Consider the following 26,914-nt stretch of genomic DNA (forward strand, 5'->3'; position numbering starts at 1 on the left):
CTCGATGATTAATGGTTAGTCATAATGTCGTACAGCTCTTGGTCGCTTTGAGCGCTTCGTAGCTGCTTTAAAACTTGTTTGTCATTCAAACGTTCTGCCATGCACGAAAGGGTTTTTAGATGCTCTTTACATTGATCTTCAGGAACAAGTAGAGCAAAAAGTAGGTCGACAGGACGATTATCAATAGCATCAAACTCAATAGGCGTATCGCATTGTAAAAGTACAGCGATAGCGTTGTCACTGGCCGTCATTCGAGCATGAGGAATAGCGATGCCATTACCAATGCCTGTACTGCCCATTTTTTCTCGGCTGAGCATACATTCAAAGAGTTCGGTGGAGCTTTGGCCTGAATGTTCGGCAGCGATTTCGCTGATGATTTCTAAGGCTCTTTTTTTACTGGTACATTGGACTGCACTTTTTGTGCAGTCCAATGAAAGTACTTCGCGTAATTGCATGATTAATGACTACTTAGCTTTTCTTTATGCTTGTTGAGTTGTCTGACAAGTTTATCCACGAGGCTATCGATGGCGGCATACATACTTTCGTTATCAGCCGTGGCGTGGATATCACCTTGATTTATGTGGAGCGTAGCTTCAGCGATCTGGTTTACTTTTTCAACACGTAAAACGACCTGAATGGTGTTTATGTGATCAAAAAATCGCTCAAGTTTTTGAAACTTCGAGTTAACATAGTCTTGCATTGAATCGGTTAGATCAATGTGATGGGCATTAATATTGATTTGCATAGACTTTCCTTCTCTTTTTTGTGCCTTATAGTAGGCGTTTGCGCTGACTCGATGGAGCAATCCCCAATGATTCACGGTATTTAGCTATCGTCCTTCGAGCTACCTGAATTCCTTGGTCAGCGAGTAGATCTGCAATTTTACTGTCGCTTAATGGTTTTACTGTATTTTCAGCTGCCACCAATTTCTTAATGAGCGCTCTTATTGCAGTTGATGAACACTCTCCTCCATTGTCGGTACTGACGTGACTGGAGAAGAAGTATTTCAATTCGAAAATACCGCGCGGAGTATGCATGTACTTCTGTGTTGTCACCCGAGAAATGGTGGACTCATGCATTTCTACCGCTAAAGCAACGTCATTGAGTACCATCGGTTTCATGGCTTCTTCGCCATACTCAAAGAAATCACGTTGATGTTCAACAATACATTTGGCCACTTTGAGTAGTGTTTCATTTCTACTCTCTAAACTCTTGATGAGCCATTTTGCTTCTTGTAAATTGCTGCGAATATAGTTGCTGTCAGCACTATTTCCCTTACCTAAAGCAGCATATTGTTGATTGATTTTCAGTTTTGGCACACTGTCAGGGTTGATGGTGACTACCCATTTCCCATGGTCTTTATACACAGAGACATCGGGTACGACGTATTCTGCATGTTCAGTCGAAATGTTGTTACCTGGCCTTGGGTCGAGTTGCTGAATCAGTTGTAAGATGTCGCGTAGTTCATCTTCTTTTAGTTTGGTCTCTTTTAAGATCAGCTTATAGTCACGGTTACCAAGTAAATCAATATGTTGAGTGAGTAGCTGTTTGGCTTCTTCTAACCAAGGTGTGTCGGTTGGATAAGTGGCGAGTTGTAAAAGCAAACAGTCTTGTAGATTGATCGAACCAACCCCTAATGGGTCGAATTGTTGGATGCGTTTACGAACCGCTTCAATTTCATCTAACTCAATTTCTTCACCGGCAAAACTTTCTAAAATGTCGTCAAGAGAAACGGTAAGGTAACCATAGTCATCAATAGCATCAATGAGTGCTAAGGCGATGCTTCTGTCGGTGTCACTAAACGGGGTTAGGTCGAGCTGCCAAAGTAGATAGTCTTGTAGAGTTTGAGTGGTTTCACCTTGATAAACAGGCATGTCGTCGTCAAGAGCAATCCCTGTGCTACCGGTATTGGCACTGTATACATCATCCCAAGTAGTGTCGATTTCCAGTTCATTACTAATTTCTGATTTTTCAATCAAATCTGAGCTGTCTTGAGTCTCTACTTCAACAGGTTCAGCACTGACTTCTGTCTCCTCACCACGTTGAGCTTCAGCCGTTGCACCTTCGTCATAAGTCTCTTCAACATCCAATAATGGGTTTGATTCAAGGGCTTCTTGGATCTCTTGTTGCAGATCTAACGTTGACAGCTGCAACAAACGAATCGCTTGTTGTAACTGAGGTGTCATTGCTAATTGTTGGCCTAGCTTTAGTTGTAATGAGGGTTTCATTCAGCGTTGGTTACCTTGTTATTTTTAGAATTGATGTCACTCTCTACTTAATCATAGACGGAATTTGAATCAGAGACGGAATTGTTCGCCGAGATAAACCTGTTTTACTTCATCATTATTAAGCACGTCATTCGGCGTGCCTTCTGCGATTAAACGTCCTTGGCTTACAATATAGGCTTTTTCACATACATCCAATGTTTCTCGAACGTTATGGTCGGTAATTAGAACGCCTAAACCACGATCACGCAGATGTTCGATGATCTTTTTAATATCGATAACCGAGATAGGGTCAACACCAGCAAAAGGCTCATCAAGCAAAATGAATTGTGGGTTTGCAGCGAGAGCACGCGCAATTTCAACACGACGACGTTCACCACCGGACAACGCCATACCTGCGCTGTGACGAATATGTTGAATGTGGAACTCTTCAAGTAAGTCTTCTAGTTTGTCCTGACGCTGCTCGCGGGTCATTTCTTCACGAGTTTCTAATACAGCCATGATGTTATCTTCCACCGACAATTTGCGGAAAATAGAGGCCTCTTGTGGTAAGTAGCCTATCCCTAAGCGTGAACGGCTATGCATTGGTAGAATACTAATGTCTTGATCATCAATGCTAATTTTGCCTTCATCGCGCGCGACAAGGCCGACGATCATGTAGAACGATGTCGTTTTCCCTGCACCGTTAGGACCAAGCAGCCCCACGATTTGCCCTGATTCCACTTGTAAACTTACATCGGAAACCACTTTGCGTTTTTTATAGCTTTTCGCTAAATGTTCTGCTTTGAGTATGGCCATAATTATTCTTGAGTTTTCGTCGCTTGTGGTTGAAGTACCGTCGAAACTCTTTCGTTAGAGTTACCGTCAGCCATCAGTTTTTGTGATGAAATTTTGTAACGAATCTTGGTGCCACGGATGATGCTATCATCTTGTGAAAGCATTGCTTGATCTATCATGGTTAGTTGGTCATCAACCATTTTGTAATACAGCTCTTTCGCTTCACCGTACAAGGTTTTACCGTCATCGGTTAACTGTGAAAATGTAGCGAGATCACCGTATCCTTCAATTTCTTGAATGGTGCCATCTTTTGGATCACGGATCACAATCACTTTGTCCGCATTCATATTGATGCTGCCTTGTTTAAGCTTCACATCACCAAGAAAAGTAACGCGATTACTTTTCATGTCGAGTTGTTGGCTGTCAGAATCAATATAAACTGGTTGTTGGCTGTCTGTTGCCAGTGCCAAGGCGTTGCCAGAAATAGCGAAACAAGCAATAAGACTAAGGTGTGAGAGTTTCATATCTACCTTGTACATGGTTATAAAGAACAGCGTCGTTTTCAGCAAAATTGCCTTTCATCGCCTGTCCTGTTGTTTCAAATTGCGGTCCAACCAAGTCGACTTGGTTATCAGCCCAAAAATCTCGATTATCCAGTTGAATACTCATCTTAATGGTAGAGAGCGTATCAAAACCAGAATCAGGTAATAGGTTTTTTGCAAGCACATCGTCATAAAGTGTTAGTACATGCTCTTCATCTAACACACCACGTTTAGCGGTAATTTCCCATTCTTGAGTAGTGCCTTCACGGAACACTTTTAAGATCGGATATTGAAAAATAGTATCGCCACTTTTTGAGTAATGATCTAAATGCGTAGATAGGATTACGTAGCTGCGAATACCTTGCTCGTTGTACGAGACATTGTCGAGGTTTTTTCCGCTAAACAAAGGCAGTTCCAAGTTGGGTGCAACTTGAATATCAGGTTTTTGCTCTTTATCGAGTAAATAATATGCAGACCAAGATGTGATAAAAATCAATATCACATAGAGGACTCGAGACAAACTCATATGCTTAAGCCTTTGTGTACTTCTAACTCGTTACGTGCTTGCAAAATCAAATCGCACACTTCACGTACCGCACCATGACCACCTTTAATTGTAGTGATGTAGTTTGCTTTTTGGAGCAGTAATGGGTGTCCATCAGCCACACAAACCTTAAGTGCGACTTTTTCCATTACAGGCCAATCAATCAGATCATCACCAATATAGCCAGTATATTCTGGTGATATATTCAGCTTCTGACAAATATCTTGATAGGCTTTTACTTTATCATCTTGGCCCTGATAGATCAGTTTGATGCCTAAAGCAGTCATGCGGTTTTCGACAATCTGCGACTGCCGACCAGTGATTATTGCGATTTCGATCCCCGCATTCATCAACGATTTCACACCGTAGCCATCACGAGTATGGAAGGTTTTTAGTTCTTCACCTTGATTACCCATATACACTAAACCATCAGAGAATACGCCATCCACATCACAAATCAGCAGTTTGATTTGTTTGGCGATATTCAAGATGTCTTGAGATACCGTACCATAGGGAGTATTAACCATCGTTGTCATTACATGACTCCCGCTTTTAGTAAATCATGCATGTTCAGCGCCCCCACCAGTTTACCGTTTTCACACAGCATCAAACCATTAATTCGTTTATCTTGCATCAAGTTTAATCCTTCAACTGCAAGCATATTGGGTTCGGCAACTGTCGGTTTTTGTGTCATGACTTCACTGATAGTCGCGCTATGAATGTCAATGCGTTTATCCAAAATACGGCGCAAATCGCCATCGGTAAAAATCCCGATAAGCTGCATCTTTGCATCGACAATTGCGGTCATACCTAAGCCCTTTTGGCTGATCTCTAGCAGTGCATCTCGAATCAATGCCTGTGGCTGAACGATGGGAAGGGCTGTACCTGTATGCATGATATCGGATAGTTTTAGTAATAGCTTACGTCCCAATGCTCCGCCCGGGTGAGACAGCGCAAAATCTTCAGCGGTAAAACCGCGTGCCTGTAATAGTGCAACGGCGAGTGCATCACCCATTACAAGTGTTGCGGTAGTACTAGAGGTCGGTGCTAAGCCGAGCGGACATGCTTCTTCTGGCACGGTAATTTGTAGGTGCAGGTCAGCCAGTTTTGCCATGTTTGACTGTGGGTTACCTGTCATGCTGATAATACGAATATTGAGGCGCTTTAAGACCGGGATGAGCGATAAAATTTCTGAAGATTCTCCAGAGTTGGAAATTGCGATAACGATATCGCCACGCTCGATCATGCCAAGGTCACCGTGTGAAGCTTCTCCTGGGTGCACAAAAAAAGCAGATGTGCCCGTACTGGCGAGCGTAGCGGCTATTTTCTTACCGATGTGACCTGATTTCCCCATCCCCATGACGACAACTTTACCGTGACTGTTGTCCAAAATCATCTCACAGGCATGGCAGAATTCGTCATTAAAGTACTGCTCTAACTGTTGTAAGGCGGCAACTTCAGTGGCAAGTACTTGCTTGGCAACACTGCGATAATCAAACTGATTCGACATCCTAAACTCCAGAATTGGTTAAGCGGTCATATTCATAAGTAGGTAAGCTTGGTACCCGATAAAGGTCAGTAGCAAAACGCCACCTTCTAAGCGGTTGATACTACGAGATTTACCTAAAGCCATAATAACAAGTAGCAAGGATACGCCAAGCATGACCCAAAAATCACGCCCCATAGCATATTCACTGAGCATGGAAGGATTAATAAGACCTGGTATGCCCATCACCGCTAGAATATTGAAAACGTTGGAGCCAATAATGTTGCCTACCGCCATATCATCTTCGCCCTTCAGCACACTAGCTAGCGAAGCGGCGAGCTCAGGTAAGCTCGTTCCGACAGCAATGATCGTTAAACCAATAACTAGATCACTCATACCGAAGTATTTCGCAATGATCACCGCGTTATCGACCAGGACGCTTGCGGCAATCGGGAGAATAATAAGGCCAACGACGACCCACATTGCCGCTTTTAAATTACTGACACCTTGTGGAATCTCTGACTCTTGATCATCTAATAACGTGTCGCCATTTTTTTGTTCGTTACGGCTAATGCGCAGCATCGCAAGAATAAACGCAGCAAAAAGAACGAACAGTAGTGCGCCTTCGTAAAAGCCTAAATGATTATCCCAAAGCAGAGCGCCAGACAGTAATGTGACTCCAATCATCAGTGGTAGTTCACGACGAATAACGGGCGAACTTACTGACAGCGGTTTAATTAATGCGGTAATACCAAGAATAAGAGCAATATTGGCAATGTTGGAGCCTAGTACATTGCCGACGGCGGTATCTGTTTTGCCTTCTAATGCCGCAGTGGCAGATACCATCATTTCAGGTGCAGAAGAGCCCATCGCAAGAATCGTCATACCGATAACTAAAGGTGATATTCCCACGTTGCGCGCCAAGGCTGCTGCACCAAATACCAACTTGTCTGCGCTCCAAACTAAGAAAACCAAACCTACACTGAGAAACACAATGGCTTCGATCATGATGATACCTAACTAATGAAATGAATGAAAAAACGAGACAATTAACCGCTAATTTTGACGTGTTGGCTACTAAAAGGGAAGTCGAAGATCTAATTAATTACGTTCAATGAGCTGTTTACTTGTGTATCCATCATTAAATTATGTAAAAGATTATTTTGGCGAAAGGTTAACCTTTCCTTTAGGATGTAATTGAACAGTGCTTTTAATTCCGCTGTCTTATGCTTATGATTGCCCATCATTTTTGAGGCGAATAAAATAGTGAAACACGAATTATGTCAATGACCGACCTTGTCACGATAAATCATTTGACCTTCTCTCGTTCGGGGAGGGTAATTTTTGATGATGTGAGCCTCAATGTTCCACAAGGAAAAATTACTGCCATTATGGGGCCATCCGGTATTGGTAAAACCACTTTATTGCGTTTAATCGGTGGGCAGCTATTCCCTGAACAAGGTGAAATTTGGTTTGATGGTGAAAATATACCAACGCTGAGCCGTAAGAAGCTTTATCAAGCTCGTAAAAAAATGAGCATGCTATTTCAGTCTGGGGCGCTGTTCACCGATTTAAATGTTTTTGATAATGTCGCATTCCCATTACGTGAACACACACAATTAGATGAGCCACTGATTAAAACGTTAGTGTTGCTCAAACTCGAGGCCGTTGGTTTGCGCGGCGCGGCATTCTTAATGCCAAGTGAATTGTCTGGTGGTATGGCAAGAAGGGCAGCATTAGCCCGAGCGATTGCGCTTGATCCTGAACTGATCATGTACGATGAGCCTTTTGTCGGTCAGGATCCTATTACCATGGGAGTGCTTGTTGAGCTTATCCGTAATCTTAATCAAGCCTTGGGAGTTACCTCTGTCGTCGTATCGCATGATGTACCTGAGGTGATGAGTATCGCTGATTGGGTGTATCTATTAGCTGATGGAAAAGTGATCGCCAAAGGAACTCCGCAACAACTGCTAGAAAATAGTGATCCACGCGTACAACAATTTCTACAAGGTGAGGCGGATGGTCCTGTTCCATTTCGCTTTCCGGCTCAGAGCCTAGAAAAGGACTTATTTTAATGATGACAAGTTTTGTTCAGTGGGTTGAAGGGCTTGGGCGTAGTACGCTTCAGTTTTGCCAGGCGTTTGGTAAAGCGAGCTTGATGTTATTTGGCGCACTTTCTGGGCGTCCTAGGCCAATTCAAAATTTCCCTCTATTAATGAAACAGCTCTACAGCGTTGGCGTTCAATCACTTGCAATCATTGTGGTTTCGGGGTTGTTCATCGGCATGGTACTCAGCCTGCAAGGGTATGTCATTTTAGTCGACTATGGTGCGGAAGGCAGTTTAGGCCAAATGGTTGCGCTTTCGTTACTGCGTGAATTGGGGCCTGTCGTGACAGCACTTTTGTTTGCTGGACGGGCGGGTTCAGCGTTGACCGCCGAAATTGGCTTAATGAAAGCAACAGAGCAGCTCTCTAGCTTAGAAATGATGGCTGTTGACCCACTAAAACGAGTGATCGCACCACGTCTATGGGCAGGGTTGATCTCGATGCCTTTACTGGCAATGATTTTTATGGCTGTTGGCATATGGGGCGGTCAGATTGTTGGCGTTGATTGGAAAGGCATTGATCACGGCAGTTTTTGGTCGGCGATGCAGTCATCGGTGGAGCTAGGACAAGATATTGGTAACAGCATGATCAAGTGCGCAGTGTTTGCGATTACTGTCACTTGGATTGCATTATTTAATGGTTACGACGCGATTCCGACTTCTGAAGGGATCAGCCGTGCCACAACACGAACCGTGGTACATTCGTCTTTAGCTGTATTAGGGCTAGACTTTGTACTTACCGCATTGATGTTTGGGAATTAATCATGCAGCAAACACGAAAAATAGAACTTTGGGTCGGCAGCTTTGTACTGGCAGGAATTTGCGCAATTCTGGTAATGATTTTTCAGGTTGCTGACGTAAAAGGATTGGGCTCAAACGATACTTATTCTTTAAAAGCTGAATTTGACAATATCGGTAGTTTGAAAGTCCGCTCACCCGTCAAAGTTGGTGGTGTTGTTGTGGGGCGAGTCTCAAACATATCTCTAGATAAAGAGAGTTTATTACCAGTTGTGACTATGGCGATCAATAGCCAGTACGATCAGTTCTCTGAAACATCGAGCGTCAAAATTCTCACCTCAGGCTTGATTGGTGAGCAATACATTGGGCTGGTTCCCGGCTTTGTGTTTGAAGACGAACAAATGCTAAAAGAGGGTGATTTGATTGAAGATACAAAATCAGCCTTAGTGTTGGAAGATTTAATAGGTCAAGTGCTGTATAGCGTTGGTGGTAGCTCTGACAACAAGAGCAAGGAGTAATATAAATGCTAAAGCGAACTTTAATTTTGTTATTCACTCTGATGAGCTCTATGTGTATTCAAGCGGCTAGTATTGATAAAACGCAACCATATACGATGATGAAACAGGTATCTGAAACTGCTTTTGCGCGCTTAAAAGCGGAACAAGGAGCTATTCACAATAATCCAGATTATCTAAAAGAGATTGTTGAACAAGAGTTTATGCCCTATATCAATGAGCAATATGCAGCGCTCAAATTATTAGGTCCGAACCTCAAAGGCGCAAAGCGTGATGATGTTGCCGTATTTATTACCGCGTTCCGTTCTTATTTGGTGAGCTCTTACGCTCAAGTGTTGACGCAGTATAGTGATCAAACCATTGAGTTTGAACCAGAGCAACCCATTGCCAATGATAAGCGAATTACGAATGTCAAAGTGGATATCATTGATACACCGCGTCCTAACATCAAACTCGAATTTACTTTACGTAAAGAAAAGAATGGTGATTGGTTAGCTTTTGATATGTCGGCGGAAGGGATCAGCTTATTATCGAGCAAACAGTCGGAATGGAGTGGGAAAATTCGCCAAGAAGGCATTTTATCTGTTGCAAAGGAATTACAACAACTTGCAGAACAACCGATTCGTTTCGAGAGTAAACAACAATGAATCATAGCCAATGGCAGCCGTTGAGTTCTCAATCTGTCGCACTATCTGGTGCTTTAGATAGAGAGCATGTGCCTGATTTATGGAAATTTATCAAACAGTGGACACCAGTTGGATCGACGCTTGATGTTGAGTTAAAGCAGGTTGAACGTATAGACTCTGCCGGAATGGTGATGTTAATCCACCTAATAGAGCATGCAAAAAAACGAAACTGTCATATAATGTTCAGTTTCGTGCCAGAGCAACTGCGCACACTATTCCAATTGAGTAACGTCGAAAGTCTGATAGCTCAACACATAAAGAATTAAGCAGGGGAACATTGTGGATAGCGCAAAAGTACAACAGTTGTTAGATGAGGCTCTTAACCTTCAAGAAATTCATGTCAAAGGTGAAGGTAGTCACTACGAAGTGATCGCTGTTGATGCTTGTTTTGATGGCATGAGCCGAGTTAAGAAACAACAACTTATTTATGCTCCACTGATGGAGTACATTCAAAGAAATGACATTCACGCAGTTTCTATTAAAGCGTTCACACCAGATGAGTGGGCTCGTGATAAAAAGTTGATGTCGCTGTAAGGTTTATTGATGGAAAAGTTTCGAGTTATTGGGTCAGACCAGCCATTACAAGGTGAAGTGACCATTTCAGGTGCAAAAAACGCTGCACTACCTATTTTATTTGCGTCTATCCTGGCCTCTGAGCCCGTTGATGTGGCGAACGTCCCTCACCTGCGTGATATTGATACCACCATGGAACTGCTTAAGCGTTTGGGCGCAAAAGTAGAGCGTAATGGTTCAGTGCATGTTGATCCAAGTGAAATCAATGAATATTGCGCACCATACGACTTGGTGAAAACCATGCGCGCGTCAATCTGGGCACTAGGTCCATTAGTGGCTCGTTTTGGTTATGGCCAAGTATCATTGCCTGGTGGTTGCGCTATTGGTGCTCGCCCTGTTGATTTACATATCCACGGTTTAGAACAGTTGGGTGCCACTATTACACTGGAAGACGGTTATGTAAAAGCCAGTGTTGATGGTCGTTTGCAAGGTGCTCATATTGTCATGGATAAAGTTAGCGTAGGTGCGACTATCACTATCATGTGTGCTGCAACGTTAGCTGAAGGCAAAACGATTTTAGATAATGCGGCTCGTGAGCCGGAAATTGTCGATACCGCTCTGTTTTTGAACAGGTTGGGGGCGAAAGTCTCTGGTGCAGGTACTGATACCATTACCATTGAAGGTGTTGAGCGCCTAGGTGGTGGCCAGCATTCAGTGGTTGCAGACCGCATTGAAACGGGAACGTTTCTTGTTGCAGCGGCTGTTTCTCGCGGTAAAGTAATATGTCGTAATACCAATGCTCACTTACTTGAAGCGGTACTGGCGAAGTTAGAAGAAGCCGGAGCCAAGGTTGAAACGGGAGAAGACTGGATCAGTCTTGATATGACGGGGCGAGAGTTGAAGGCGGTTTCTATTCGCACTGCGCCACACCCTGGTTTCCCAACCGACATGCAAGCACAGTTTACTTTGCTCAACATGATGGCCAAAGGCGGCGGTAAGATCACCGAAACGATCTTTGAAAACCGTTTTATGCACGTTCCTGAACTGATGCGCATGGGCGCCAAAGCTGAAGTTGAAGGCAACACCGTTATTTGTGGTGACGTTGAATCACTCAGTGGCGCACAAGTGATGGCAACGGACTTACGAGCTTCTGCAAGTCTTGTGATTGCCGGTTGTATTGCCAAAGGCGAAACGACGGTCGATCGTATTTACCACATTGATCGTGGTTACGAAAAGATTGAAGATAAGCTTTCTGCTCTTGGCGCGAATATTGAACGTATACGAGAGCCGAACTGATTCAGTTTCTATAGCCGAAACAAAGGTTTCGGCTTTTTTTATCGATTTCTTTGGAGCACAAGAATGATTGCACTCTTGCGTTTATTTGCCGTTGCGATTTTTGCTGTCGTAATGTTTGTATTTGGGTGTGGCTACTGCCTACTGAGCCCTCGTAACCCAAAACACGTATTTACTTTTGGTCGTCTATTTGGCCGAATGTCCCGTGTGATGGGCATTAAATTAGACTTACGTATTCCAGAAAATGCGTATAACCGTGGTCAGCATATTTACATTGCTAACCACCAAAATAACTGGGACTTGTTTACTGTATCATCTGCGGTGACACCGAAAGTGGTAACGGTTGGTAAAAAAAGTTTAGTGTGGATGCCACTGTTTGGTCAGCTTTATTGGATCACCGGAAATATACTGATTGATCGTGCAAACCGCAGTAAAGCGAAAGGTACTATCGATCAAGTAGTTGATAGTATCAAGAAAAGTGACGTGTCAGTGTGGATGTTCCCTGAAGGAACACGCTCTCGTGGACGAGGTTTATTGCCGTTTAAAACCGGTGCTTTCCATGCGGCTATTGGCGCGGGCGTGCCTATCATACCTATCGTATGCAGTTCAACCAACGACATTAAACTGAACCGTTGGAACAACGGCCACGTCATTGTTGAAATGCTGCCACCAATTAGTGTTGAAGGTTATAGCAAAGAAAATACGCGTGAACTGTCGACAATATGCCGAGAGCAAATGATCGCCAAATTGGCTGAGTTAGATGAAGAAGTTGCAATGCTGAATGGCAAGCAAGTGACATCTCATTAATTGTTAATGGTCACAAACATAAAAAGGGCTAAAGAATTTAATTCTTCAGCCCTTTTTTCTATGATTCATAGGTCACTTTTAGCAACGAGGTTATTTACGAACCGCGATAGCTTCAATTTCAATGCCGACATCTTTTGGAAGACGAGCCACTTCAACACATGAACGCGCTGGATAGTTAGCAACATTGTGCTCGTCGAAGAACTTGCCATACACTTCGTTGACGGTACCAAAATCATTAAGGTCTTTTACAAACACCGTCATTTTCACGATATCAGCAACGGTTAGGCCAGAGGCTTCAACAACCGCTTTCACGTTATCTAAAGATTGACGCGCTTGTACTGCGATATCTGCGGATACTTCACCAGTTACTGGATTAACAGGAATTTGACCTGAAGTAAGAACCATATTACCAAGGTCAACGCCTTGCACGTATGGGCCAATAGCAGCCGGTGCTGATTCAGTATGAAGTACTTTAGTCATTATGATGTTCCATCTGTTTTATAGGAATTAGAGGCCTCAGTTTGCCTCTAAAAAAACGGTAGGTAAAGTGCAAAATGCCCCACAACGATGGGGCACTGATAGCGGCTAATCAAGCCAGCTTACTATTCACGTTCAGTCACGATTTCACGTGAGAACACTTTTTCACAGTACTTACATTTCAAACGAATATCGTTATTTTTCTCAAAAATCTTAAAACTGCTTTCTACGGGTTCATCGTGTGTAATGCAGTTGGTATTTGGGCAAGAGAACACATCATTAATTTGCTCTGGCAGTTCAAGTGCTAATTTTTTTACGACTTGGTAGTTTTCTATTTGATTGACGGTTGCATGTGGGGCATACAACGCCAGTTTGCTGGCTTGTTCTTCATTGATGAAGATATTTTCAATCTTCAGCAAATCTTTGGCGCCAAGTGCAGAAGATGGCAAGTTCAAACCAATAGTGACACGCTGATTTGAATTATGCATATCAAATAATTTTAGAACCTTGATGCCAATTTGAGCAGGAATATGGTCAATCACGGTACCATTTTTAATGGCTTCAACCTGTAACTGAGTTTCTTTAGTCATGATAGGTCTCCTCGATCACAGGGTGTCATTAAGCACAAGAGCAAGCAAAGCTTCGCGGGCGTAAACACCATTCTCTGCTTGTTGGAAGAAGTAAGCGTGTTGGGTTTTATCGACATCGGTGGTGATTTCATCAACACGAGGTAGAGGGTGCAACACCTTCATATTATTACGAGCATTTTTTAACATTGAAGCGGTCAAGATATATGCCGACTTAATATGCGCATATTCTGATTCATCAAAGCGTTCTTTTTGAACACGAGTCATATACAGGATATCTAACTCAGGGATCACACTCTCAATATCAGTATGCAAGCTGTACTGGATGCCTGCTTCATCAAGCTCTTCACAAATATAATCCGGCATAGCTAGCGCTTCAGGAGCGACAAAGAAAAAGCGAATATTATTAAACTTGGCTAAGGCTTGAGTCAGAGAATGCACTGTACGGCCATATTTTAGGTCACCAACGAAAGCAACGTTGAGGTTATCCAAACGGCCTTGAGTTTCGGCAATGGTGAACAAATCAAGCAGTGTTTGTGTTGGGTGTTGGTTAGCACCGTCACCAGCATTGATAACCGGCACACCATGAGAAAACTCAGAAGCTAAACGAGCTGCGCCTTCTTGTGGATGGCGCATCACAAAGGCATCCACGTAAGATGAAATTACCTGCACTGAATCAGCCAGCGTTTCACCTTTCTTAGCCAATGAAGTGTTGCCGCCATTGTCAAAGCCAATCACACTGCCACCAATGCGCTGAATTGCCGTTTCAAAAGAGAGGCGAGTACGTGTCGACGGTTCAAAGAAACAGCTCGCCACCACTTTATTTTTAATAAGTTCCGGGTTGGGTTCTGCTTTCAGTTGGCCAGCGGTTTTGACAATCAGTTCCAGCTCATTACGAGACAGTTCTGGAATCGAGATAATGTGCTTTTGATAAAGCGAATTCGCCATGATCTTATTCCCTATAATTTTCTAACAGCCACAAAAAAGCCCCCCAATAAGGGAGGCTTTAAAAATCAAAAGAGGGTGAAAATAGTAAGCCCAGTAAGCAAAAGAACTTACTCATGTTGAATCGAATTGCGTTGTAGATGTGAATAACAACGTTCAGCTTCATAGCTACCCCTCAGATAAATCGCAGGGAATTATACGCTTTCGTTGTGTGAGAGCAAGCGATTACCTCACAATCCTCTTCATCATTAGCACTGTCGCTGCGTTAGCTGCTTTCACTCACCTAAATCACACATTACGAATGTAAGTTCATCAGGCTTCGCTCCATTGTTGCCTAGTTTTTTAAGCGCCGAGCGTGGCAACCATTACCGCTTTGATGGTGTGCATGCGGTTTTCTGCTTCATCAAATACGATCGAGTATTCTGACTCAAAGACCTCTTCGGTAACTTCTAAGCCCTTCATTCCGTATTTTTCAGACACTTCTTTACCAATTGCGGTTTCATCGTTATGAAAAGCCGGTAGACAATGCATAAATTTGACGTGTGGATTGCCAGTTTGTTTGATCACATCCATGTTTACTTGATAAGGCGTCATCAGAGTGACACGTTGATCCCATGCATCAGCAGCTTCGCCCATCGAAACCCAAACATCGGTGTAAAGGTAATCACACCCTTTCACACCTTCTTCGACATTTTCGGTGAGGGTTATTTTAGCACCAGTCTGTTTGGCAATGGTTTGGCAAGTTGCCACTAACGCTTCCTCGGGCCAAAACTGTTTTGGAGCCACTAAGCGAATGTCCATGCCCATTTTAGCTGCACCTACCATTAAGGAATTGCCCATGTTGTTACGCGCATCACCCAAGTAAGCAAATGACATTTGATGCAATTGTTTACCACGACCGTGCTCAAGCATAGTCAGGAAATCAGCCAAAATTTGAGTTGGGTGGAATTCATTAGTCAAGCCATTCCAAACGGGAACACCTGCATGTGTACCTAACTCTTCGACTATTTCTTGTCCAAAGCCACGGTATTCAATGCCATCGTACATTCTACCTAGTACGCGAGCGGTATCTTTCATTGACTCTTTCTGGCCAATTTGAGATCCCGAAGGGCCGATATAAGAGACTTGTGCACCTTGATCAAAAGCAGCCACTTCAAAGGCACATCGGGTCCGAGTCGAGGCTTTTTCAAAAATGAGTGCGATATTTTTGCCGAGCAGCTTTTTCTGTTCGGTGCCTGCATATTTGGCTTTTTTCAGTTCGGCTGATAAGTCGAGTAAGAATTGAATCTCTTTCGGCGTAAAGTCGAGCAGTTTGAGAAAGTTGCGGTTACGTAAATTAAAAGCCATATCTCAGTCCTAAGATGTGAATGAAGAATGGCTTTAGTAAAACATATAAATGCTGAATTTGTGAATAATTATTTTAAATAAATGGCGAAATATTAATGACATCTCGCCAAATGTGATTATAAATTCTCTTCGGCGAACTCAGCTAAGCGGCTGCGAACTACGCCATTTAAGTGAATATTGGCGCTTCCTTCAAAGTTTTTGAATCGTTCAACCATATAAGTTAAACCCGAAGTAACTGGGGTTAAGTAGTGGGAATCGATCTGCGCTAGGTTGCCAGAGCAGACAATTTTGGTGCCTTCACCACAGCGTGTGATGATGGTTTTGATTTGCGACGCGGTTAAGTTTTGGCACTCATCGAGCAGAACGAAGGCATTTTGAATTGAGCGACCACGCATAAAGTTGATCGATTTAAACTGGATGTTGGCTTTATCGCAGATGTACTTGAGCGAGCCTTCCGTACAGTGATCGTTTTTGTGCAGAGCTTCGAGGGTATCGGTGACCGCGGCGAGCCACGGCATCATTTTCTCTTCCTCTGTGCCGGGTAAGAAACCAATCGATTCGCCAATATCAGGTGTGTTACGGGTGACAATGATCTTATCGAACATTTTTTTCTCTATGGTTTGCTCAAGTGCGGCTGCCATGGCGAGTAGCGTTTTACCACTACCGGCCGCCCCGGTGAGGATAACTAAGTCAATGCTTGGGTCGAGTAGGGCATCTAATGCCATCCCTTGATAAATATTTTTCGGAGTAATATCCCAAGCTTTGCGGTGCAGCATTCGTTCTCGGCTGATATCGAGCAGGGTGATTTTGTCACCATCAATTTGGTGTACGCGGGCCGCAAATTCACTCTCTTCATCAATAACATATTGATTGATAAACGTCGGGTCAAAAGGGGCTTTATCTAATGTGTGGAAAGTTTTTCCGCCTAAGGTTTTGCTTTCTACCTCATCGACGCTATCCCAGAAATTACCTTCACGAATTTGAAAGCCTTTAGTGAGATACTGTACGTCGTCAATTAATTGATCGGTACGATAGTCTTCAACATAGCGCACACCTGCACCTTTCGCGCGTAAGCGCATGTTGATGTCTTTAGTGAGTAGCACGACAGAGCGCGGTGCTCGTTTGGCTTGTAGGTAAAGTACAGCATTGAGAATGCGATTATCACCCGCTTTATCAGCAAAGGCTTTAACGGTTTCTTGCAGCTCAAAATCGGCCAAAATAGAAATGGTGCCAGTTGAAGTCGCTTCTTTTGAGAAAGGAATACCTTCGGTGATTTCATCCGGTGTTGCATCGTGAAATAAGTGCTCTAGGGCGCGAATGGCAACCCTTGCATCACGTGCTACATCGCGCTTGCTGTCTTTGATGCGGTCAAGTTCTTCTAGGACAGTCATTGGAATAACGACGTCATGTTCTTGAAAGGAGTATATGGCTAGAGGTTCATGAAGCAGGATATTGGTATCCAGTACAAACAGTTTCCGGTCGGTATCGCCCATAAGCGTCTCCTTGCTGCAGTGCAGCGTGCTTAACATAAAGATGCTTGCAGAGATGTGACGAGCAATGTGTGCATGGTTGTGGTTCGATCGCTCGATACTGCTGCAAACTCGTGTTGATACTCATTGTCTGTTTGATGCAGCATGTTTTATGCCAAAGTCATGATTTTGATTCATAAAGCATGCGTTTTCATAATGAGTATAGCAACCTTGTTAACTACAAATGCCATTGATTTCTTACAGTTTGATGTCAGCCAAAAGTTGCAGAAAAAAAACTGAGCATTCGTTCGCTTAACACGTGACCTGTATCACGCCATCAAGTAAGATTAGCGACCTTTTTCTGCGCCATACTCCAACAACAATCATAATTAGGAGTTATCTCCACTTGGTGACAGACCGATATAATTCATTCTAAATAAATGAGGTAGTCGATACATGACTTTTGCTTTGGGGCAACGCTGGATAAGCGATACAGAAAGTGATCTTGGTTTAGGTACAGTTGTTGCGTTAGACGCAAGAACCGTCACTTTGATGTTTGCAGCATCAGAGGAAAACCGCGTGTACGCACGCAGTGATGCCCCGGTAACCCGAGTGACGTTTAATTCTGGTGATGTGGTTGAAAGCCAGGAAGGTTGGTCACTCAAGGTTGAGCAAGTGGTCGAAGATCAAGGCTTGCTGACTTACCTTGGTACGCGTGAAGACACGGGCGAAAGCGGTGTTGCGCTGCGCGAAATTTTCTTAAGCCATCAAATTCGTTTCAATAAACCACAAGACAAGTTGTTCGCAGGCCAAATAGACCGCATGGATAACTTTGTATTGCGCTACCGCGCTTTGATGAACCAATACCAGCAGCACAAGAGCCCAATGCGTGGTTTGTGTGGGATGCGCGCTGGTTTGATTCCGCATCAGCTGTACATTGCGCACGAAGTGGGTCGTCGTCACGCCCCTCGTGTTTTATTGGCCGATGAAGTGGGCTTAGGTAAAACGATTGAAGCGGGTATGATCATCCACCAACAGGTATTGTCTGGTCGCGCTGAACGCATTTTGATTGTGGTACCTGAAACATTACAGCATCAATGGTTAGTGGAGATGATGCGCCGTTTTAACCTTCATTTCTCCATTTTTGATGAAGAGCGTTGTGTTGAAGCCTTCGCTGAAGCGCACAACCCATTTGATACTCAACAATATGTGTTGTGCTCGCTTGATTTTCTACGCAAGAGTCGTCAACGCTTTGAGCAAGCGATGGATGCGGAGTGGGATCTGCTGGTGGTCGATGAAGCTCATCACCTAGAGTGGAGCCAAGATAAGCCAAGTCGTGCTTATCAAATCGTGGAAGGGCTTGCACAAAATACGCCAGCCGTATTGCTGTTGACTGCAACGCCAGAGCAGCTTGGCCGTGAAAGCCACTTTGCACGCCTACGTTTGCTCGATCCTGATCGTTTCTATGACTACGAGGCTTTTGTCAAAGAAGAAGAGCAATATGCTCCAGTCGCCGATTCTGTGACCGCACTGTTTTCTGGCGAAAAGCTGCAAAATGAGGCAAAAAACCAAATTACAGAGCTACTTTCAGAGCAAGATGTTGAACCACTGTTCCGCATTATTGAAAGCAATTCAGACGAAGATAGCAAAGCGGCAGCCCGCCAAGAGCTAATCGATAACTTGATGGATCGTCATGGTACGGGTCGTGTGCTATTTAGAAATACACGCGCTGCCATTAAAGGTTTTCCGGTGCGTAATGTACACTTGATGCCAATGGAAATTCCAACGCAATATACGACATCAATGCGTGTTGCTGGCATGATCGGCGGCAAACTCAGCGCGGAAGCTCGTGCGATGAAAATGCTCTATCCAGAAGAGATCTTCCAAGAGTTTGAAGGTGACGATGCAAGCTGGTGGCAGTTTGATTCACGCGTGAATTGGCTGATCGAAAAAGTTAAAGAAAAACGCAGCGAAAAAATCTTAGTTATTGCCTCACGCGCTAGTACGGCTTTGCAATTGGAGCAAGCATTGCGTGAGCGTGAAGGTATTCGTGCCACTGTCTTCCACGAAGGGATGTCGATTCTAGAACGTGATAAAGCCGCAGCCTATTTTGCTCAAGAAGAGGGCGGAGCGCAGGTTTTGATCTGTAGTGAAATTGGCTCTGAAGGTCGTAACTTCCAGTTTGCTAACCAATTGGTGATGTTTGATTTACCATTTAACCCTGATCTGCTTGAACAGCGTATTGGTCGTTTAGATCGTATTGGTCAACAGCGCGATATCGATATACATGTGCCTTACCTAAAAGGGACTTCACAAGCAATTTTAGCTCGCTGGTTTGATGAAGGTTTAAATGCCTTTGCTGAAACTTGCCCGACCGGGCGTGCTGTTTACGATAAATACGCAACGACTCTAATTGAAATGCTTGCATCAGGTAATACTGAACAATTGGATGAGATCATTGATGAGTCGGCTAAGTTAAATAAAACCTTAAAAACACAACTCGAACAAGGCCGTGACCGTTTACTAGAGATGCATTCCAACGGTGGTGAAAAAGCACAAAAGATCGTTGCTGATATCGCCTCAACTGATGGTGATACTAATTTAGTAACCTTTGCATTGAGTTTATTTGATGCGATTGGTTTAAACCAAGATGATCGCGGTGAAAATGCACTGGTCGTAACGCCATCGGAACATATGATGGTACCAAGCTACCCAGGTTTGCCGTATGAAGGTGCGACGATTACTTTTGATCGTGACACAGCACTTTCTCGTGAAGACATGAACTTCATCAGTTGGGAACACCCAATGATTCAAGGAGGAATTGATCTTCTAATGAGTGAGGGGGTGGGGACTTCGGCGGTTTCGTTGCTGAAAAACAAGGCGCTACCAGTTGGTACTATTTTGCTGGAATTGGTTTACGTTGTGGACGCACAAGCACCAAAACGCAGTGGTATTAGTCAATTCCTTCCACAAACGCCAATCCGTTTGATGATGGATGCTCGCGGTAATGATCTCTCTGCTCAGGTTGAGTTTGAAAGCTTTAACCGTCAGCTAAGTCCAGTGAATCGTCATTTAGCGAGCAAGTTGGTGACTTCAGTTCAAAACGATGTCCATAACTTAATTGCCGCCAGTGAAAGCCAAGTAGTTGCTCGTGTTGAAACTATCCGTGAGCAAGCTCAGCAAGAGATGCAGGCCAATTTGAACGCAGAACTTGAGCGTTTGTTAGCATTGAAAGCGGTGAACCCGAATATTCGTGATGAAGAAATCGAAGCGATTGAAGAGCAAATCAAAGAATTGACAGGCTATATTAGCAAAGCTCAGTTCCAGCTTGATTCCTTACGTTTGATAGTGGTCGCGCACAATTGATTGAGTTTGTTCGATATAACAAAGGCCTTATTTATAAGGCCTTTGTTTTTTCTTGGGGGTTTATACCAATCGTAGTAAATAACTGTTCATCCTAGCTGGTTAAAATGCTCGATAACTGCGTTAGAATTTTTGATTGTAGAATAACTACTCATCGAAAAATCCTGCCTTGTTCTCAAGCCTTTTTCCTGCGCTATTTCTGATCACTTATTTACTGTGATTGGTATTATTTTATCTCGCCGGTTACATTAACCATTTCCACCAAATAAAGACGGCCAGAAAACCAAATAGATAGATCAAACCTACAATCGATAACCATTTGAGCTTTTTACCAACGGCTAGCGCGGCTGGTAGTGGTGTTTTAGTGACTAGAATGTAATTCAATAGCGCAAATATTGGTGTGGTCATGAAGGCCATGATCATCGCAAAATTTAGCATTGGCATTAATGCTGATGCCCAAAATGCAATAATTCCCAACGCCAATGCAGAGACAATGATAACCCACACTTGATAATGACGTGGGCTCTCCGTTTGCTGGTTTTGCAGTAAACGCTGAGCTTCAGCAATCACACGCGAATAACCATCAATTACCGTAATCGTACTGCCAAAAATACAGAAGAAAGCGATCACGGCAATCAGATAGCGCGCCCACTCTCCGATCGTTGAGGCATAGAGCCCGACTAATTGATGAGAGAAACCAACGCCTGACTGCGAGAGCTCTACACTAGTACCGTGTAGAACCAAAGCCCCTAATGCTAAAAAAACAATGGCCAAAATAGCGGTACCGATGTAGCCGACATTGAAATCAAATAGCGCTGATTGCGGCGTGACTTGTTGCTCACGACACTGACGTTTGAGCCAAACTGACGTGATACTTGAAATTTCAATTGGCGCAGGCATCCAACCCATAGTGACCACCAAAAAGCCAATCGCCGCTAAGGTCCAAGGAGAAGGTGAGGTTGTTTCGACCACAACTTGCGCTGGGTTAACGGCTGCAATAACAACAGCAAGTAAGGTGGCAATGGTCAATACTGCCATGATAAATTTTGACAGTGAATCAAGCGCCCGGAAATGGCCAGCAAAGAGAATCACTAAACAAGTGACTAGCACCACGGTAGATAAAATGACAGTACTCAGCTCAAACGGTACAAAGTAGGCAAGTAAACTGGCACTAAACAGTAATAAAGCAGCGGTGTTGATGATGGCTGAGACAACGCTGAGTACCATAAATACCCACAGATAAGCGCGCCCTAGTTTTGCATATCCTTGTACTAGGCTTTGACCTGTGCCCATTGTGTACTGGATACCTGCTCGGAAAAAAGGATATTTCAAGAGATTAACAAGCAGGATCATAATGGCTAATTGCCAACCGTAAATTGCGCCAGCTTTGGTTGAAGCGACAAGGTGTGAACCGCCAACAGCGGCCGCTGCCATCATAATTCCGGGGCCGAGAGAGCGGAGCAATTGCGGTAAGGTCAAACTTTTAACTGCTTGATAAGGGACGGCGTTTTCCATTCTTGTTCCTTGAGTAATGTTGTGTTTTTCATTGTTTGGTCGATTATGATTTATTGTTTTCGACTTTTGTCTTGCGTTTAATGTCAAGATACACATTCAATATCACACTGATTTAATCTGTCAATTTATAATTACACCCTATGGCTCATTTCTACCTTGACCGATTTTTAGCGAGGGGGATTGATACAAGCATCTTGAGTCAGTTTCGTTATATAATGCGCCGATTTTTTTTGGAGACCTCTTATGGCGATGCTTGAATACACACCACCGACCGATCCTTGGATCGATATCGTCTATGAAGATGATCATATCCTAGCGGTGAATAAGCCTTCTGGGCTACTTTCGGTTCCCGGTCGATTGCCAGAACATCACGACAGTATGTGGAGTCGCTTAGCTGAACAATATCCGGATATACAAGTCGTGCATCGTTTAGATATGTCGACATCAGGTCTGATGTTACTGGCAAAAAATAAGTACGCCGAAGGCGCATTAAAAAAACAATTTCAGTATCGTTTAACGCATAAAATCTATTACGCACGAGTGTGGGGAAATGTCGAACTTGATGAAGGTGTGATCGAATTACCTTTGATTTGCGATTGGCCAAATCGTCCTAAACAGAAAGTATGCTTTGAGGATGGAAAACCATCGAAAACCTTATATCAAGTAGCGAAAAGGGAAGAAAAGACGACAATTGTACGCCTTCTTCCTGTTACTGGACGTTCACATCAATTGCGTGTTCATATGCAAGCATTAGGTCATCCAATCGTGGGTGATGAATTTTATGCAACAGAAGAGGCAAAAGCATTTTCTGATCGTTTAGAATTGCATGCCGCGGAGCTGAGTTTTTATCATCCGAAGAGTCATTGGCTACGCAACATTTTTGTCGGCTGTGATTTTTATCCCGATGCACAAGAGCAAATTTTGCAACACTTTGATCCTGAGCGAAAATTACCTGATTATAAAACGCTGCTTCGACCATAATTTGCGGTGGGTAGCGACAAGGAGTTGATATGTCATTACCCACTGTTGTGTTTCTCGATAGAGCGACAATTCCTGCGCAGATTCACTTGCCAACGCTGCCTTTTGCTCACCAATGGCTTGAGTTCGACTTTACCTCTACCGAGCAAGTGCTAGAACGCTTGTCACAAGCCGATATCGTGATCACCAATAAAGTGATACTCGATAAATCCTTACTTTGTCAGTGCCCTAAATTGCGCCTCATTGCAGTCTCTGCAACTGGGGTGAATAACGTTGATGTTGAATATTGCCGTGAAGCGGGAATAGCGCTGACTAATGTTCAGGGTTATGCGACCCGTTCAGTGCCAGAGCATGTTATTGCGATGATTTATGGGTTAAGACGCAACCTGTTTGCCTACCATCAAGATATTGCCAATGGAGAATGGCAGCGTAATAAACAATTTTGCTTTTTTACTCACCCGATAGGGGATGTCGCAGGTTCAACACTTGGTGTGGTCGGCAGTGGTGCGCTTGGACAAGCGACAGCGACGTTGGCACGAGCGATTGGTATGCAGGTGATATTTGCTGAACGAAAAGGTGCTGAATTATGCCGACAAGGTTTTATGCCCTTCGAGCAAATGCTGGCTGAGGCGGATGTTGTGAGCTTGCATTGCCCACTGACCGATCAAACCCTTAACCTTATTGGTGAACATGAGCTGGCGATGATGAAACCTAACGCATTGTTGATTAACGCTGGCCGTGGTGGCTTAGTGGACGAAAACGCGTTGGTTGCGGCGCTTAAAACAGGGCAGATCGCTGGAGCAGGGGTGGATGTATTCAGTCGTGAGCCCGCAGATAAAAGCAATCCGTTACTAGCTAATTTGGAACTGCCGAATCTATTATTAACACCGCACGTTGCGTGGGGCAGTGATTCAGCTATTCAACAGTTGGTTAATATCTTAATGGATAACATTGCTGCGTTTGAGCGTGGAGAGAAACTGAATCGATTGGCGTGATTGGTATTAGCGCCATAAAAAAGGTCGGTATTTCTATACCGACCTTTTGCGATTTAATGGTTAGTGAGCCTGCTATTATAGGGCTGCAATGGTTGCTTTTTGCTCTTCCAGTTTAACCAGTGTCTCTTTATAGCCGTCAAGCTTACCACGCTCAGCTGCAACGACAGCTTCTGGTGCTTTAGCGACAAAGCCTTGGTTGCCAAGTTTGCCTTCGATGCGTTTGATCTCACCTTGAGTTTTGGCGATCTCTTTTGCAAGACGATCAAGCTCAGCATCTTTGTCAATCAAGCCTGCCATCGGGATCATCAGTTCAGATTTACCGACTAGCGCTGTTGCACAAGCTGGCGTTTCTTCACCGTTTTCTAGAACGCGCAATGCTTCTAGCTTAGCCAGTGACAATAGAACCGCTTTGTTAGCTTGTAAGCGTGCCGCTTCTTGCTCGCTTGCTGCTTTTAGCATCACGTTTAGAGGCTTACCTGGGTTGATGTCGTATTCCGCACGCAGGTTACGAATACTGGTAATAAACGCTTTCACCCACTCGATATCATCAAGTGCTTCTTGGTTGAAGTTAGCTTCATCATACTGAGGCAGTGCTTGCAGCATAATGGTATCGCCTTCCACGCCATCAACCATTGGTTTGACGCTTTGCCAGATAGTTTCTGTAATGTACGGAATCACAGGGTGAGCTAAACGCAATGTTTTCTCTAAAACCGTAATAAGGGTACGACGTGTAGCACGTTGCTGCGATTCGGTGCCTTTCCACAGTACTGGTTTAGTCAGTTCTAAGTACCAGTCACAGAATTGGTTCCAGATGAATTCGTAAATTGTATTCGCTGCCATATCCAAACGGAAGTTGTTGATATGGTTATTGAACTCTTTTGCTGCTAGTTCAAATTGCGATTCAATCCATTTGTCTGCTAGTGAGTACTCAAGTTCACTACCTGCGGCGAAACCACAGTCTTGCTCTTCGGTATTCATCAACACGTAACGGCTTGCATTCCACAATTTGTTACAGAAGTTGCGGTAACCTTCTAGGCGTTTCATGTCCCAGTTGATATCACGGCCAGTTGAAGCCATGGCAGCCAAGGTAAAGCGTAGTGCATCAGTACCATAAGCTTCGATGCCGTCTTCAAAGGTCTTACGTGTGTTTTTCTCGATCTTAGCGGCGAGCTGAGGCTGCATCATGTTGCCACAACGTTTTTCAACTAAAGATTCAAGGTCAATACCATCGATCATATCGATAGGATCAAGCACATTACCTTTTGATTTCGACATTTTGTCGCCGTTTTCATCACGGATAAGGCCGGTAACGTAAACGGTTTTGAATGGAACTTGTGGTTTGCCGTTCTCATCTTTACAGAAGTGCATGGTCATCATGATCATACGAGCAACCCAGAAGAAGATGATGTCGAAACCAGTAACAAGGACGTCTGATGGGTGGAATGTTTTTAATGCGTCAGTATTTTCTGGCCAACCTTGGGTACCAAATGTCCAAAGTGCTGACGAGAACCAGGTATCGAGTACGTCATTGTCTTGGTTTAGTACAATCACTGGGGCAAGGTTGTGTTTAGCGCGAACTTCTTCTTCAGTACGGCCAACATACACATTACCATTGTTGTCGTACCATGCAGGAATGCGGTGACCCCACCAAAGTTGACGAGAGATACACCAGTCTTGAACATCACGCATCCAAGAGAAGTACATGTTTTCGTACTGTTTTGGTACGAATTGGATTTCACCATCTTCAACAGCTTTGGTTGCGACTTCCGCTAGTGGTGCTGTGCGCACATACCATTGGTCGGTTAGCATTGGTTCGATAACCACACCACCACGGTCGCCATAAGGAACCGTTAGGTCGTGATCTTTAATTTCATCAAGCAGACCAAGCTCTTCAAATTCAGCAACGATAGCTTTACGCGCAGCAAAACGCTCCATCCCCTGATACTTGGCTGGGAGCTCGCTGCTGTATGCATCGCTTGCTTCACCATTGGTGGTGAAAACTTCTGCTGCGTCACGGATGTTGGCATCAAAAGTTAGGATATTGATCATTGGTAGTTGGTGGCGTTTACCAACTTCATAGTCGTTAAAGTCGTGAGCTGGAGTGATCTTCACACAACCCGTGCCCTTTTCCATATCAGCATGTTCGTCACCGACAATTTTGATGCGACGATCAACGATAGGCAGGATGATCTCTTTACCAATCAGTGCTTGATAACGAGGATCTTCTGGGTTTACCGCTACGCCAGTATCACCAAGCATGGTTTCAGGACGTGTGGTTGCAACGACAATGTAATCTTTACCATCGGCTGTTTTTACGCCATCCGCTAATGGGTAGCGGAAGTGCCACATGTGGCCTTTTTTATCTTTGTTTTCAACTTCGAGATCAGAAATCGCAGTGTGCAATTTTGGATCCCAGTTAACAAGACGCTTACCACGGTAAATTAAATCATCTTCATAAAGACGAACGAAGACTTCTTGAACCGCATTTGAAAGACCTTCATCCATTGTGAAGCGCTCGCGATCCCAGTCTACAGATGCACCTAGACGACGTAGCTGTTTGGTGATGGTACCGCCAGATTCGCCTTTCCATTCCCAGATTTTGTCGATGAACGCCTCACGACCGTAGTCATGCTTGGTTTTGCCTTCTTCTGCGGCAATTTTACGTTCAACCACCATTTGAGTAGCAATACCGGCGTGGTCTGTACCCACTTGCCATAAGGTATTTTTGCCTTTCATACGCTCACAGCGGATCAAAGTATCCATAATGGTGTCTTGGAATGCGTGACCCATATGAAGGCTACCAGTGACGTTCGGTGGCGGGATCATGATGCTGTACGCTTCTTTTGATGTGTCACCGTGAGGCTTAAAGTAGCCGTTCTCTTCCCAAGTCTGATACAGAGCTTGTTCGATTGCTGTTGGGTTATATGTCTTTTCCATAGTGCTCTTAAATGGGTACTGTGAATGATTAATCTTAGTCAAACTTTATAAGTGAAGAATCTTGTTTAAGA

At 43.9% G+C, this 26,914-nt stretch carries 27 protein-coding genes; 11 read left to right on the top strand and 16 right to left on the bottom strand.

Annotated features, from left to right (window positions below; genetic code table 11):
- Nucleotides 1-8 precede the first annotated feature (8 nt).
- The 9 genes from ptsN to MCT08_RS03500 form a co-directional block, all read right to left on the bottom strand.
- Nucleotides 9-455: a PTS IIA-like nitrogen regulatory protein PtsN gene (gene ptsN / locus MCT08_RS03460; protein WP_053309471.1), complete on the bottom strand. Its 447-nt coding sequence runs from the start codon at nucleotides 453-455 to the stop codon at nucleotides 9-11.
- A gap of 2 nt (nucleotides 456-457) precedes the next feature.
- Nucleotides 458-745, bottom strand: a complete 288-nt coding sequence (hpf, locus tag MCT08_RS03465) for a ribosome hibernation promoting factor (RefSeq protein WP_053309470.1) — start codon at nucleotides 743-745, stop codon at nucleotides 458-460.
- Between the two features lie 25 nt (nucleotides 746-770).
- Nucleotides 771-2,228, bottom strand: a complete 1,458-nt coding sequence (locus MCT08_RS03470) for an RNA polymerase factor sigma-54 (protein ID WP_274677896.1) — start codon at nucleotides 2,226-2,228, stop codon at nucleotides 771-773.
- A gap of 69 nt (nucleotides 2,229-2,297) precedes the next feature.
- On the bottom strand, nucleotides 2,298-3,023 hold the full coding sequence (lptB, locus tag MCT08_RS03475; protein ID WP_053309468.1) for an LPS export ABC transporter ATP-binding protein: 726 nt from the start codon (nucleotides 3,021-3,023) through the stop codon (nucleotides 2,298-2,300).
- A 2-nt stretch (nucleotides 3,024-3,025) separates the two neighbouring features.
- On the bottom strand, nucleotides 3,026-3,526 hold the full coding sequence (gene lptA / locus MCT08_RS03480) for a lipopolysaccharide transport periplasmic protein LptA (protein WP_053309467.1): 501 nt from the start codon (nucleotides 3,524-3,526) through the stop codon (nucleotides 3,026-3,028).
- Nucleotides 3,507-4,070 (bottom strand): LPS export ABC transporter periplasmic protein LptC, encoded by a 564-nt coding sequence (lptC, locus tag MCT08_RS03485; RefSeq protein WP_053309466.1) that lies wholly within the window; start codon nucleotides 4,068-4,070, stop codon nucleotides 3,507-3,509. The genes lptA and lptC overlap by 20 nt, the downstream gene beginning before the upstream one ends.
- On the bottom strand, nucleotides 4,067-4,624 hold the full coding sequence (gene kdsC, locus MCT08_RS03490) for a 3-deoxy-manno-octulosonate-8-phosphatase KdsC (protein WP_053309465.1): 558 nt from the start codon (nucleotides 4,622-4,624) through the stop codon (nucleotides 4,067-4,069). The genes lptC and kdsC overlap by 4 nt, the downstream gene beginning before the upstream one ends.
- On the bottom strand, nucleotides 4,624-5,598 hold the full coding sequence (gene kdsD / locus MCT08_RS03495) for an arabinose-5-phosphate isomerase KdsD (protein ID WP_053309464.1): 975 nt from the start codon (nucleotides 5,596-5,598) through the stop codon (nucleotides 4,624-4,626). The genes kdsC and kdsD overlap by 1 nt, the downstream gene beginning before the upstream one ends.
- An 18-nt stretch (nucleotides 5,599-5,616) precedes the next feature.
- Nucleotides 5,617-6,582: a calcium/sodium antiporter gene (locus MCT08_RS03500; protein ID WP_168520921.1), complete on the bottom strand. Its 966-nt coding sequence runs from the start codon at nucleotides 6,580-6,582 to the stop codon at nucleotides 5,617-5,619.
- A gap of 272 nt (nucleotides 6,583-6,854) precedes the next feature.
- Between MCT08_RS03500 and mlaF the strand changes: the two genes are divergently transcribed.
- From mlaF to MCT08_RS03540, 8 genes are all read left to right on the top strand, one after another.
- Entirely contained in the window at nucleotides 6,855-7,649 is a 795-nt protein-coding gene (gene mlaF / locus MCT08_RS03505; RefSeq protein WP_053309462.1) for a phospholipid ABC transporter ATP-binding protein MlaF, read from the top strand.
- Nucleotides 7,649-8,440: a lipid asymmetry maintenance ABC transporter permease subunit MlaE gene (gene mlaE / locus MCT08_RS03510; protein ID WP_053309461.1), complete on the top strand. Its 792-nt coding sequence runs from the start codon at nucleotides 7,649-7,651 to the stop codon at nucleotides 8,438-8,440. The genes mlaF and mlaE overlap by 1 nt, the downstream gene beginning before the upstream one ends.
- A gap of 2 nt (nucleotides 8,441-8,442) precedes the next feature.
- A complete protein-coding gene (gene mlaD, locus MCT08_RS03515) occupies nucleotides 8,443-8,934 on the top strand; it encodes an outer membrane lipid asymmetry maintenance protein MlaD (RefSeq protein ID WP_053309460.1) in 492 nt (163 codons plus the stop codon).
- Nucleotides 8,935-8,939: 5 nt separating this feature from the next.
- Complete coding sequence (locus MCT08_RS03520) at nucleotides 8,940-9,578, top strand: MlaC/ttg2D family ABC transporter substrate-binding protein (RefSeq protein ID WP_172531839.1); 639 nt, start codon at nucleotides 8,940-8,942, stop codon at nucleotides 9,576-9,578.
- Nucleotides 9,575-9,883, top strand: coding sequence for an STAS domain-containing protein (locus tag MCT08_RS03525; RefSeq protein ID WP_274677897.1), 309 nt, complete (start codon nucleotides 9,575-9,577; stop codon nucleotides 9,881-9,883). The genes MCT08_RS03520 and MCT08_RS03525 overlap by 4 nt, the downstream gene beginning before the upstream one ends.
- Nucleotides 9,884-9,896: 13 nt before the next feature.
- Complete coding sequence (gene ibaG, locus MCT08_RS03530; protein ID WP_053309457.1) at nucleotides 9,897-10,151, top strand: BolA family iron metabolism protein IbaG; 255 nt, start codon at nucleotides 9,897-9,899, stop codon at nucleotides 10,149-10,151.
- A 9-nt stretch (nucleotides 10,152-10,160) separates the two neighbouring features.
- On the top strand, nucleotides 10,161-11,426 hold the full coding sequence (murA, locus tag MCT08_RS03535; protein WP_172531838.1) for a UDP-N-acetylglucosamine 1-carboxyvinyltransferase: 1,266 nt from the start codon (nucleotides 10,161-10,163) through the stop codon (nucleotides 11,424-11,426).
- A gap of 63 nt (nucleotides 11,427-11,489) precedes the next feature.
- Nucleotides 11,490-12,230: a 1-acylglycerol-3-phosphate O-acyltransferase gene (locus MCT08_RS03540; protein ID WP_053309455.1), complete on the top strand. Its 741-nt coding sequence runs from the start codon at nucleotides 11,490-11,492 to the stop codon at nucleotides 12,228-12,230.
- Nucleotides 12,231-12,320: 90 nt separating this feature from the next.
- Here the strand turns inward: MCT08_RS03540 and MCT08_RS03545 are convergent, their stop codons facing one another.
- The 5 genes from MCT08_RS03545 to MCT08_RS03565 form a co-directional block, all read right to left on the bottom strand.
- Nucleotides 12,321-12,710 carry a RidA family protein gene (locus MCT08_RS03545; RefSeq protein WP_053309454.1) on the bottom strand — a complete coding sequence of 130 codons (390 nt, stop codon included), beginning with the start codon at nucleotides 12,708-12,710 and terminating at the stop codon, nucleotides 12,321-12,323.
- 122 nt (nucleotides 12,711-12,832) lie between these two features.
- Nucleotides 12,833-13,297, bottom strand: coding sequence for an aspartate carbamoyltransferase regulatory subunit (gene pyrI, locus MCT08_RS03550; protein WP_053309453.1), 465 nt, complete (start codon nucleotides 13,295-13,297; stop codon nucleotides 12,833-12,835).
- A gap of 15 nt (nucleotides 13,298-13,312) precedes the next feature.
- A complete protein-coding gene (pyrB, locus tag MCT08_RS03555; protein WP_176312854.1) occupies nucleotides 13,313-14,242 on the bottom strand; it encodes an aspartate carbamoyltransferase in 930 nt (309 codons plus the stop codon).
- A gap of 339 nt (nucleotides 14,243-14,581) precedes the next feature.
- Entirely contained in the window at nucleotides 14,582-15,586 is a 1,005-nt protein-coding gene (gene argF, locus MCT08_RS03560) for an ornithine carbamoyltransferase (protein ID WP_274677898.1), read from the bottom strand.
- A gap of 116 nt (nucleotides 15,587-15,702) precedes the next feature.
- Nucleotides 15,703-17,079 carry a PhoH family protein gene (locus MCT08_RS03565; protein ID WP_053309450.1) on the bottom strand — a complete coding sequence of 459 codons (1,377 nt, stop codon included), beginning with the start codon at nucleotides 17,077-17,079 and terminating at the stop codon, nucleotides 15,703-15,705.
- A 432-nt stretch (nucleotides 17,080-17,511) separates the two neighbouring features.
- Between MCT08_RS03565 and rapA the strand changes: the two genes are divergently transcribed.
- The gene (rapA, locus tag MCT08_RS03570) at nucleotides 17,512-20,421 is read left to right on the top strand and encodes an RNA polymerase-associated protein RapA (protein WP_274677899.1); all 2,910 of its coding nucleotides are present in this window, start codon (nucleotides 17,512-17,514) and stop codon (nucleotides 20,419-20,421) included.
- Nucleotides 20,422-20,661: 240 nt separating this feature from the next.
- Here the strand turns inward: rapA and MCT08_RS03575 are convergent, their stop codons facing one another.
- On the bottom strand, nucleotides 20,662-21,933 hold the full coding sequence (locus tag MCT08_RS03575) for an NRAMP family divalent metal transporter (RefSeq protein WP_274677900.1): 1,272 nt from the start codon (nucleotides 21,931-21,933) through the stop codon (nucleotides 20,662-20,664).
- A gap of 243 nt (nucleotides 21,934-22,176) precedes the next feature.
- Here MCT08_RS03575 and rluA point away from each other — a divergent pair, with 243 nt between their 5' ends.
- Entirely contained in the window at nucleotides 22,177-22,914 is a 738-nt protein-coding gene (gene rluA, locus MCT08_RS03580) for a bifunctional tRNA pseudouridine(32) synthase/23S rRNA pseudouridine(746) synthase RluA (RefSeq protein WP_274677901.1), read from the top strand.
- 29 nt (nucleotides 22,915-22,943) lie between these two features.
- Nucleotides 22,944-23,906 (top strand): D-2-hydroxyacid dehydrogenase, encoded by a 963-nt coding sequence (locus tag MCT08_RS03585; RefSeq protein WP_274677902.1) that lies wholly within the window; start codon nucleotides 22,944-22,946, stop codon nucleotides 23,904-23,906.
- Nucleotides 23,907-23,981: 75 nt separating this feature from the next.
- On the opposite strand, the gene MCT08_RS03590 is transcribed toward MCT08_RS03585, so the two are convergent.
- Entirely contained in the window at nucleotides 23,982-26,843 is a 2,862-nt protein-coding gene (locus tag MCT08_RS03590; RefSeq protein ID WP_274677903.1) for a valine--tRNA ligase, read from the bottom strand.
- Nucleotides 26,844-26,914 lie beyond the last annotated feature (71 nt).

It is taken from the genome of Vibrio aestuarianus (assembly GCF_028858425.1).
GTDB classification, from domain to species: domain Bacteria; phylum Pseudomonadota; class Gammaproteobacteria; order Enterobacterales; family Vibrionaceae; genus Vibrio; species Vibrio aestuarianus.

Excerpts from the sequence above, each read along its gene's own strand:
- ptsN (WP_053309471.1), bottom strand. The coding sequence starts at position 455 with ATGCAATTACGCGAAGTACTTTCATTGGACTGCACAAAAAGTGCAGTC.
- hpf (WP_053309470.1), bottom strand. The coding sequence starts at position 745 with ATGCAAATCAATATTAATGCCCATCACATTGATCTAACCGATTCAATG.
- MCT08_RS03470 (WP_274677896.1), bottom strand. The coding sequence starts at position 2,228 with ATGAAACCCTCATTACAACTAAAGCTAGGCCAACAATTAGCAATGACA.
- lptB (WP_053309468.1), bottom strand. The coding sequence starts at position 3,023 with ATGGCCATACTCAAAGCAGAACATTTAGCGAAAAGCTATAAAAAACGC.
- lptA (WP_053309467.1), bottom strand. The coding sequence starts at position 3,526 with ATGAAACTCTCACACCTTAGTCTTATTGCTTGTTTCGCTATTTCTGGC.
- lptC (WP_053309466.1), bottom strand. The coding sequence starts at position 4,070 with ATGAGTTTGTCTCGAGTCCTCTATGTGATATTGATTTTTATCACATCT.
- kdsC (WP_053309465.1), bottom strand. The coding sequence starts at position 4,624 with ATGACAACGATGGTTAATACTCCCTATGGTACGGTATCTCAAGACATC.
- kdsD (WP_053309464.1), bottom strand. The coding sequence starts at position 5,598 with ATGTCGAATCAGTTTGATTATCGCAGTGTTGCCAAGCAAGTACTTGCC.
- MCT08_RS03500 (WP_168520921.1), bottom strand. The coding sequence starts at position 6,582 with ATGATCGAAGCCATTGTGTTTCTCAGTGTAGGTTTGGTTTTCTTAGTT.
- mlaF (WP_053309462.1), top strand. The coding sequence starts at position 6,855 with ATGTCAATGACCGACCTTGTCACGATAAATCATTTGACCTTCTCTCGT.
- mlaE (WP_053309461.1), top strand. The coding sequence starts at position 7,649 with ATGATGACAAGTTTTGTTCAGTGGGTTGAAGGGCTTGGGCGTAGTACG.
- mlaD (WP_053309460.1), top strand. The coding sequence starts at position 8,443 with ATGCAGCAAACACGAAAAATAGAACTTTGGGTCGGCAGCTTTGTACTG.
- MCT08_RS03520 (WP_172531839.1), top strand. The coding sequence starts at position 8,940 with ATGCTAAAGCGAACTTTAATTTTGTTATTCACTCTGATGAGCTCTATG.
- MCT08_RS03525 (WP_274677897.1), top strand. The coding sequence starts at position 9,575 with ATGAATCATAGCCAATGGCAGCCGTTGAGTTCTCAATCTGTCGCACTA.
- murA (WP_172531838.1), top strand. The coding sequence starts at position 10,161 with ATGGAAAAGTTTCGAGTTATTGGGTCAGACCAGCCATTACAAGGTGAA.
- MCT08_RS03540 (WP_053309455.1), top strand. The coding sequence starts at position 11,490 with ATGATTGCACTCTTGCGTTTATTTGCCGTTGCGATTTTTGCTGTCGTA.
- MCT08_RS03545 (WP_053309454.1), bottom strand. The coding sequence starts at position 12,710 with ATGACTAAAGTACTTCATACTGAATCAGCACCGGCTGCTATTGGCCCA.
- pyrI (WP_053309453.1), bottom strand. The coding sequence starts at position 13,297 with ATGACTAAAGAAACTCAGTTACAGGTTGAAGCCATTAAAAATGGTACC.
- pyrB (WP_176312854.1), bottom strand. The coding sequence starts at position 14,242 with ATGGCGAATTCGCTTTATCAAAAGCACATTATCTCGATTCCAGAACTG.
- argF (WP_274677898.1), bottom strand. The coding sequence starts at position 15,586 with ATGGCTTTTAATTTACGTAACCGCAACTTTCTCAAACTGCTCGACTTT.
- MCT08_RS03565 (WP_053309450.1), bottom strand. The coding sequence starts at position 17,079 with ATGGGCGATACCGACCGGAAACTGTTTGTACTGGATACCAATATCCTG.
- rapA (WP_274677899.1), top strand. The coding sequence starts at position 17,512 with ATGACTTTTGCTTTGGGGCAACGCTGGATAAGCGATACAGAAAGTGAT.
- MCT08_RS03575 (WP_274677900.1), bottom strand. The coding sequence starts at position 21,933 with ATGGAAAACGCCGTCCCTTATCAAGCAGTTAAAAGTTTGACCTTACCG.
- rluA (WP_274677901.1), top strand. The coding sequence starts at position 22,177 with ATGGCGATGCTTGAATACACACCACCGACCGATCCTTGGATCGATATC.
- MCT08_RS03585 (WP_274677902.1), top strand. The coding sequence starts at position 22,944 with ATGTCATTACCCACTGTTGTGTTTCTCGATAGAGCGACAATTCCTGCG.
- MCT08_RS03590 (WP_274677903.1), bottom strand. The coding sequence starts at position 26,843 with ATGGAAAAGACATATAACCCAACAGCAATCGAACAAGCTCTGTATCAG.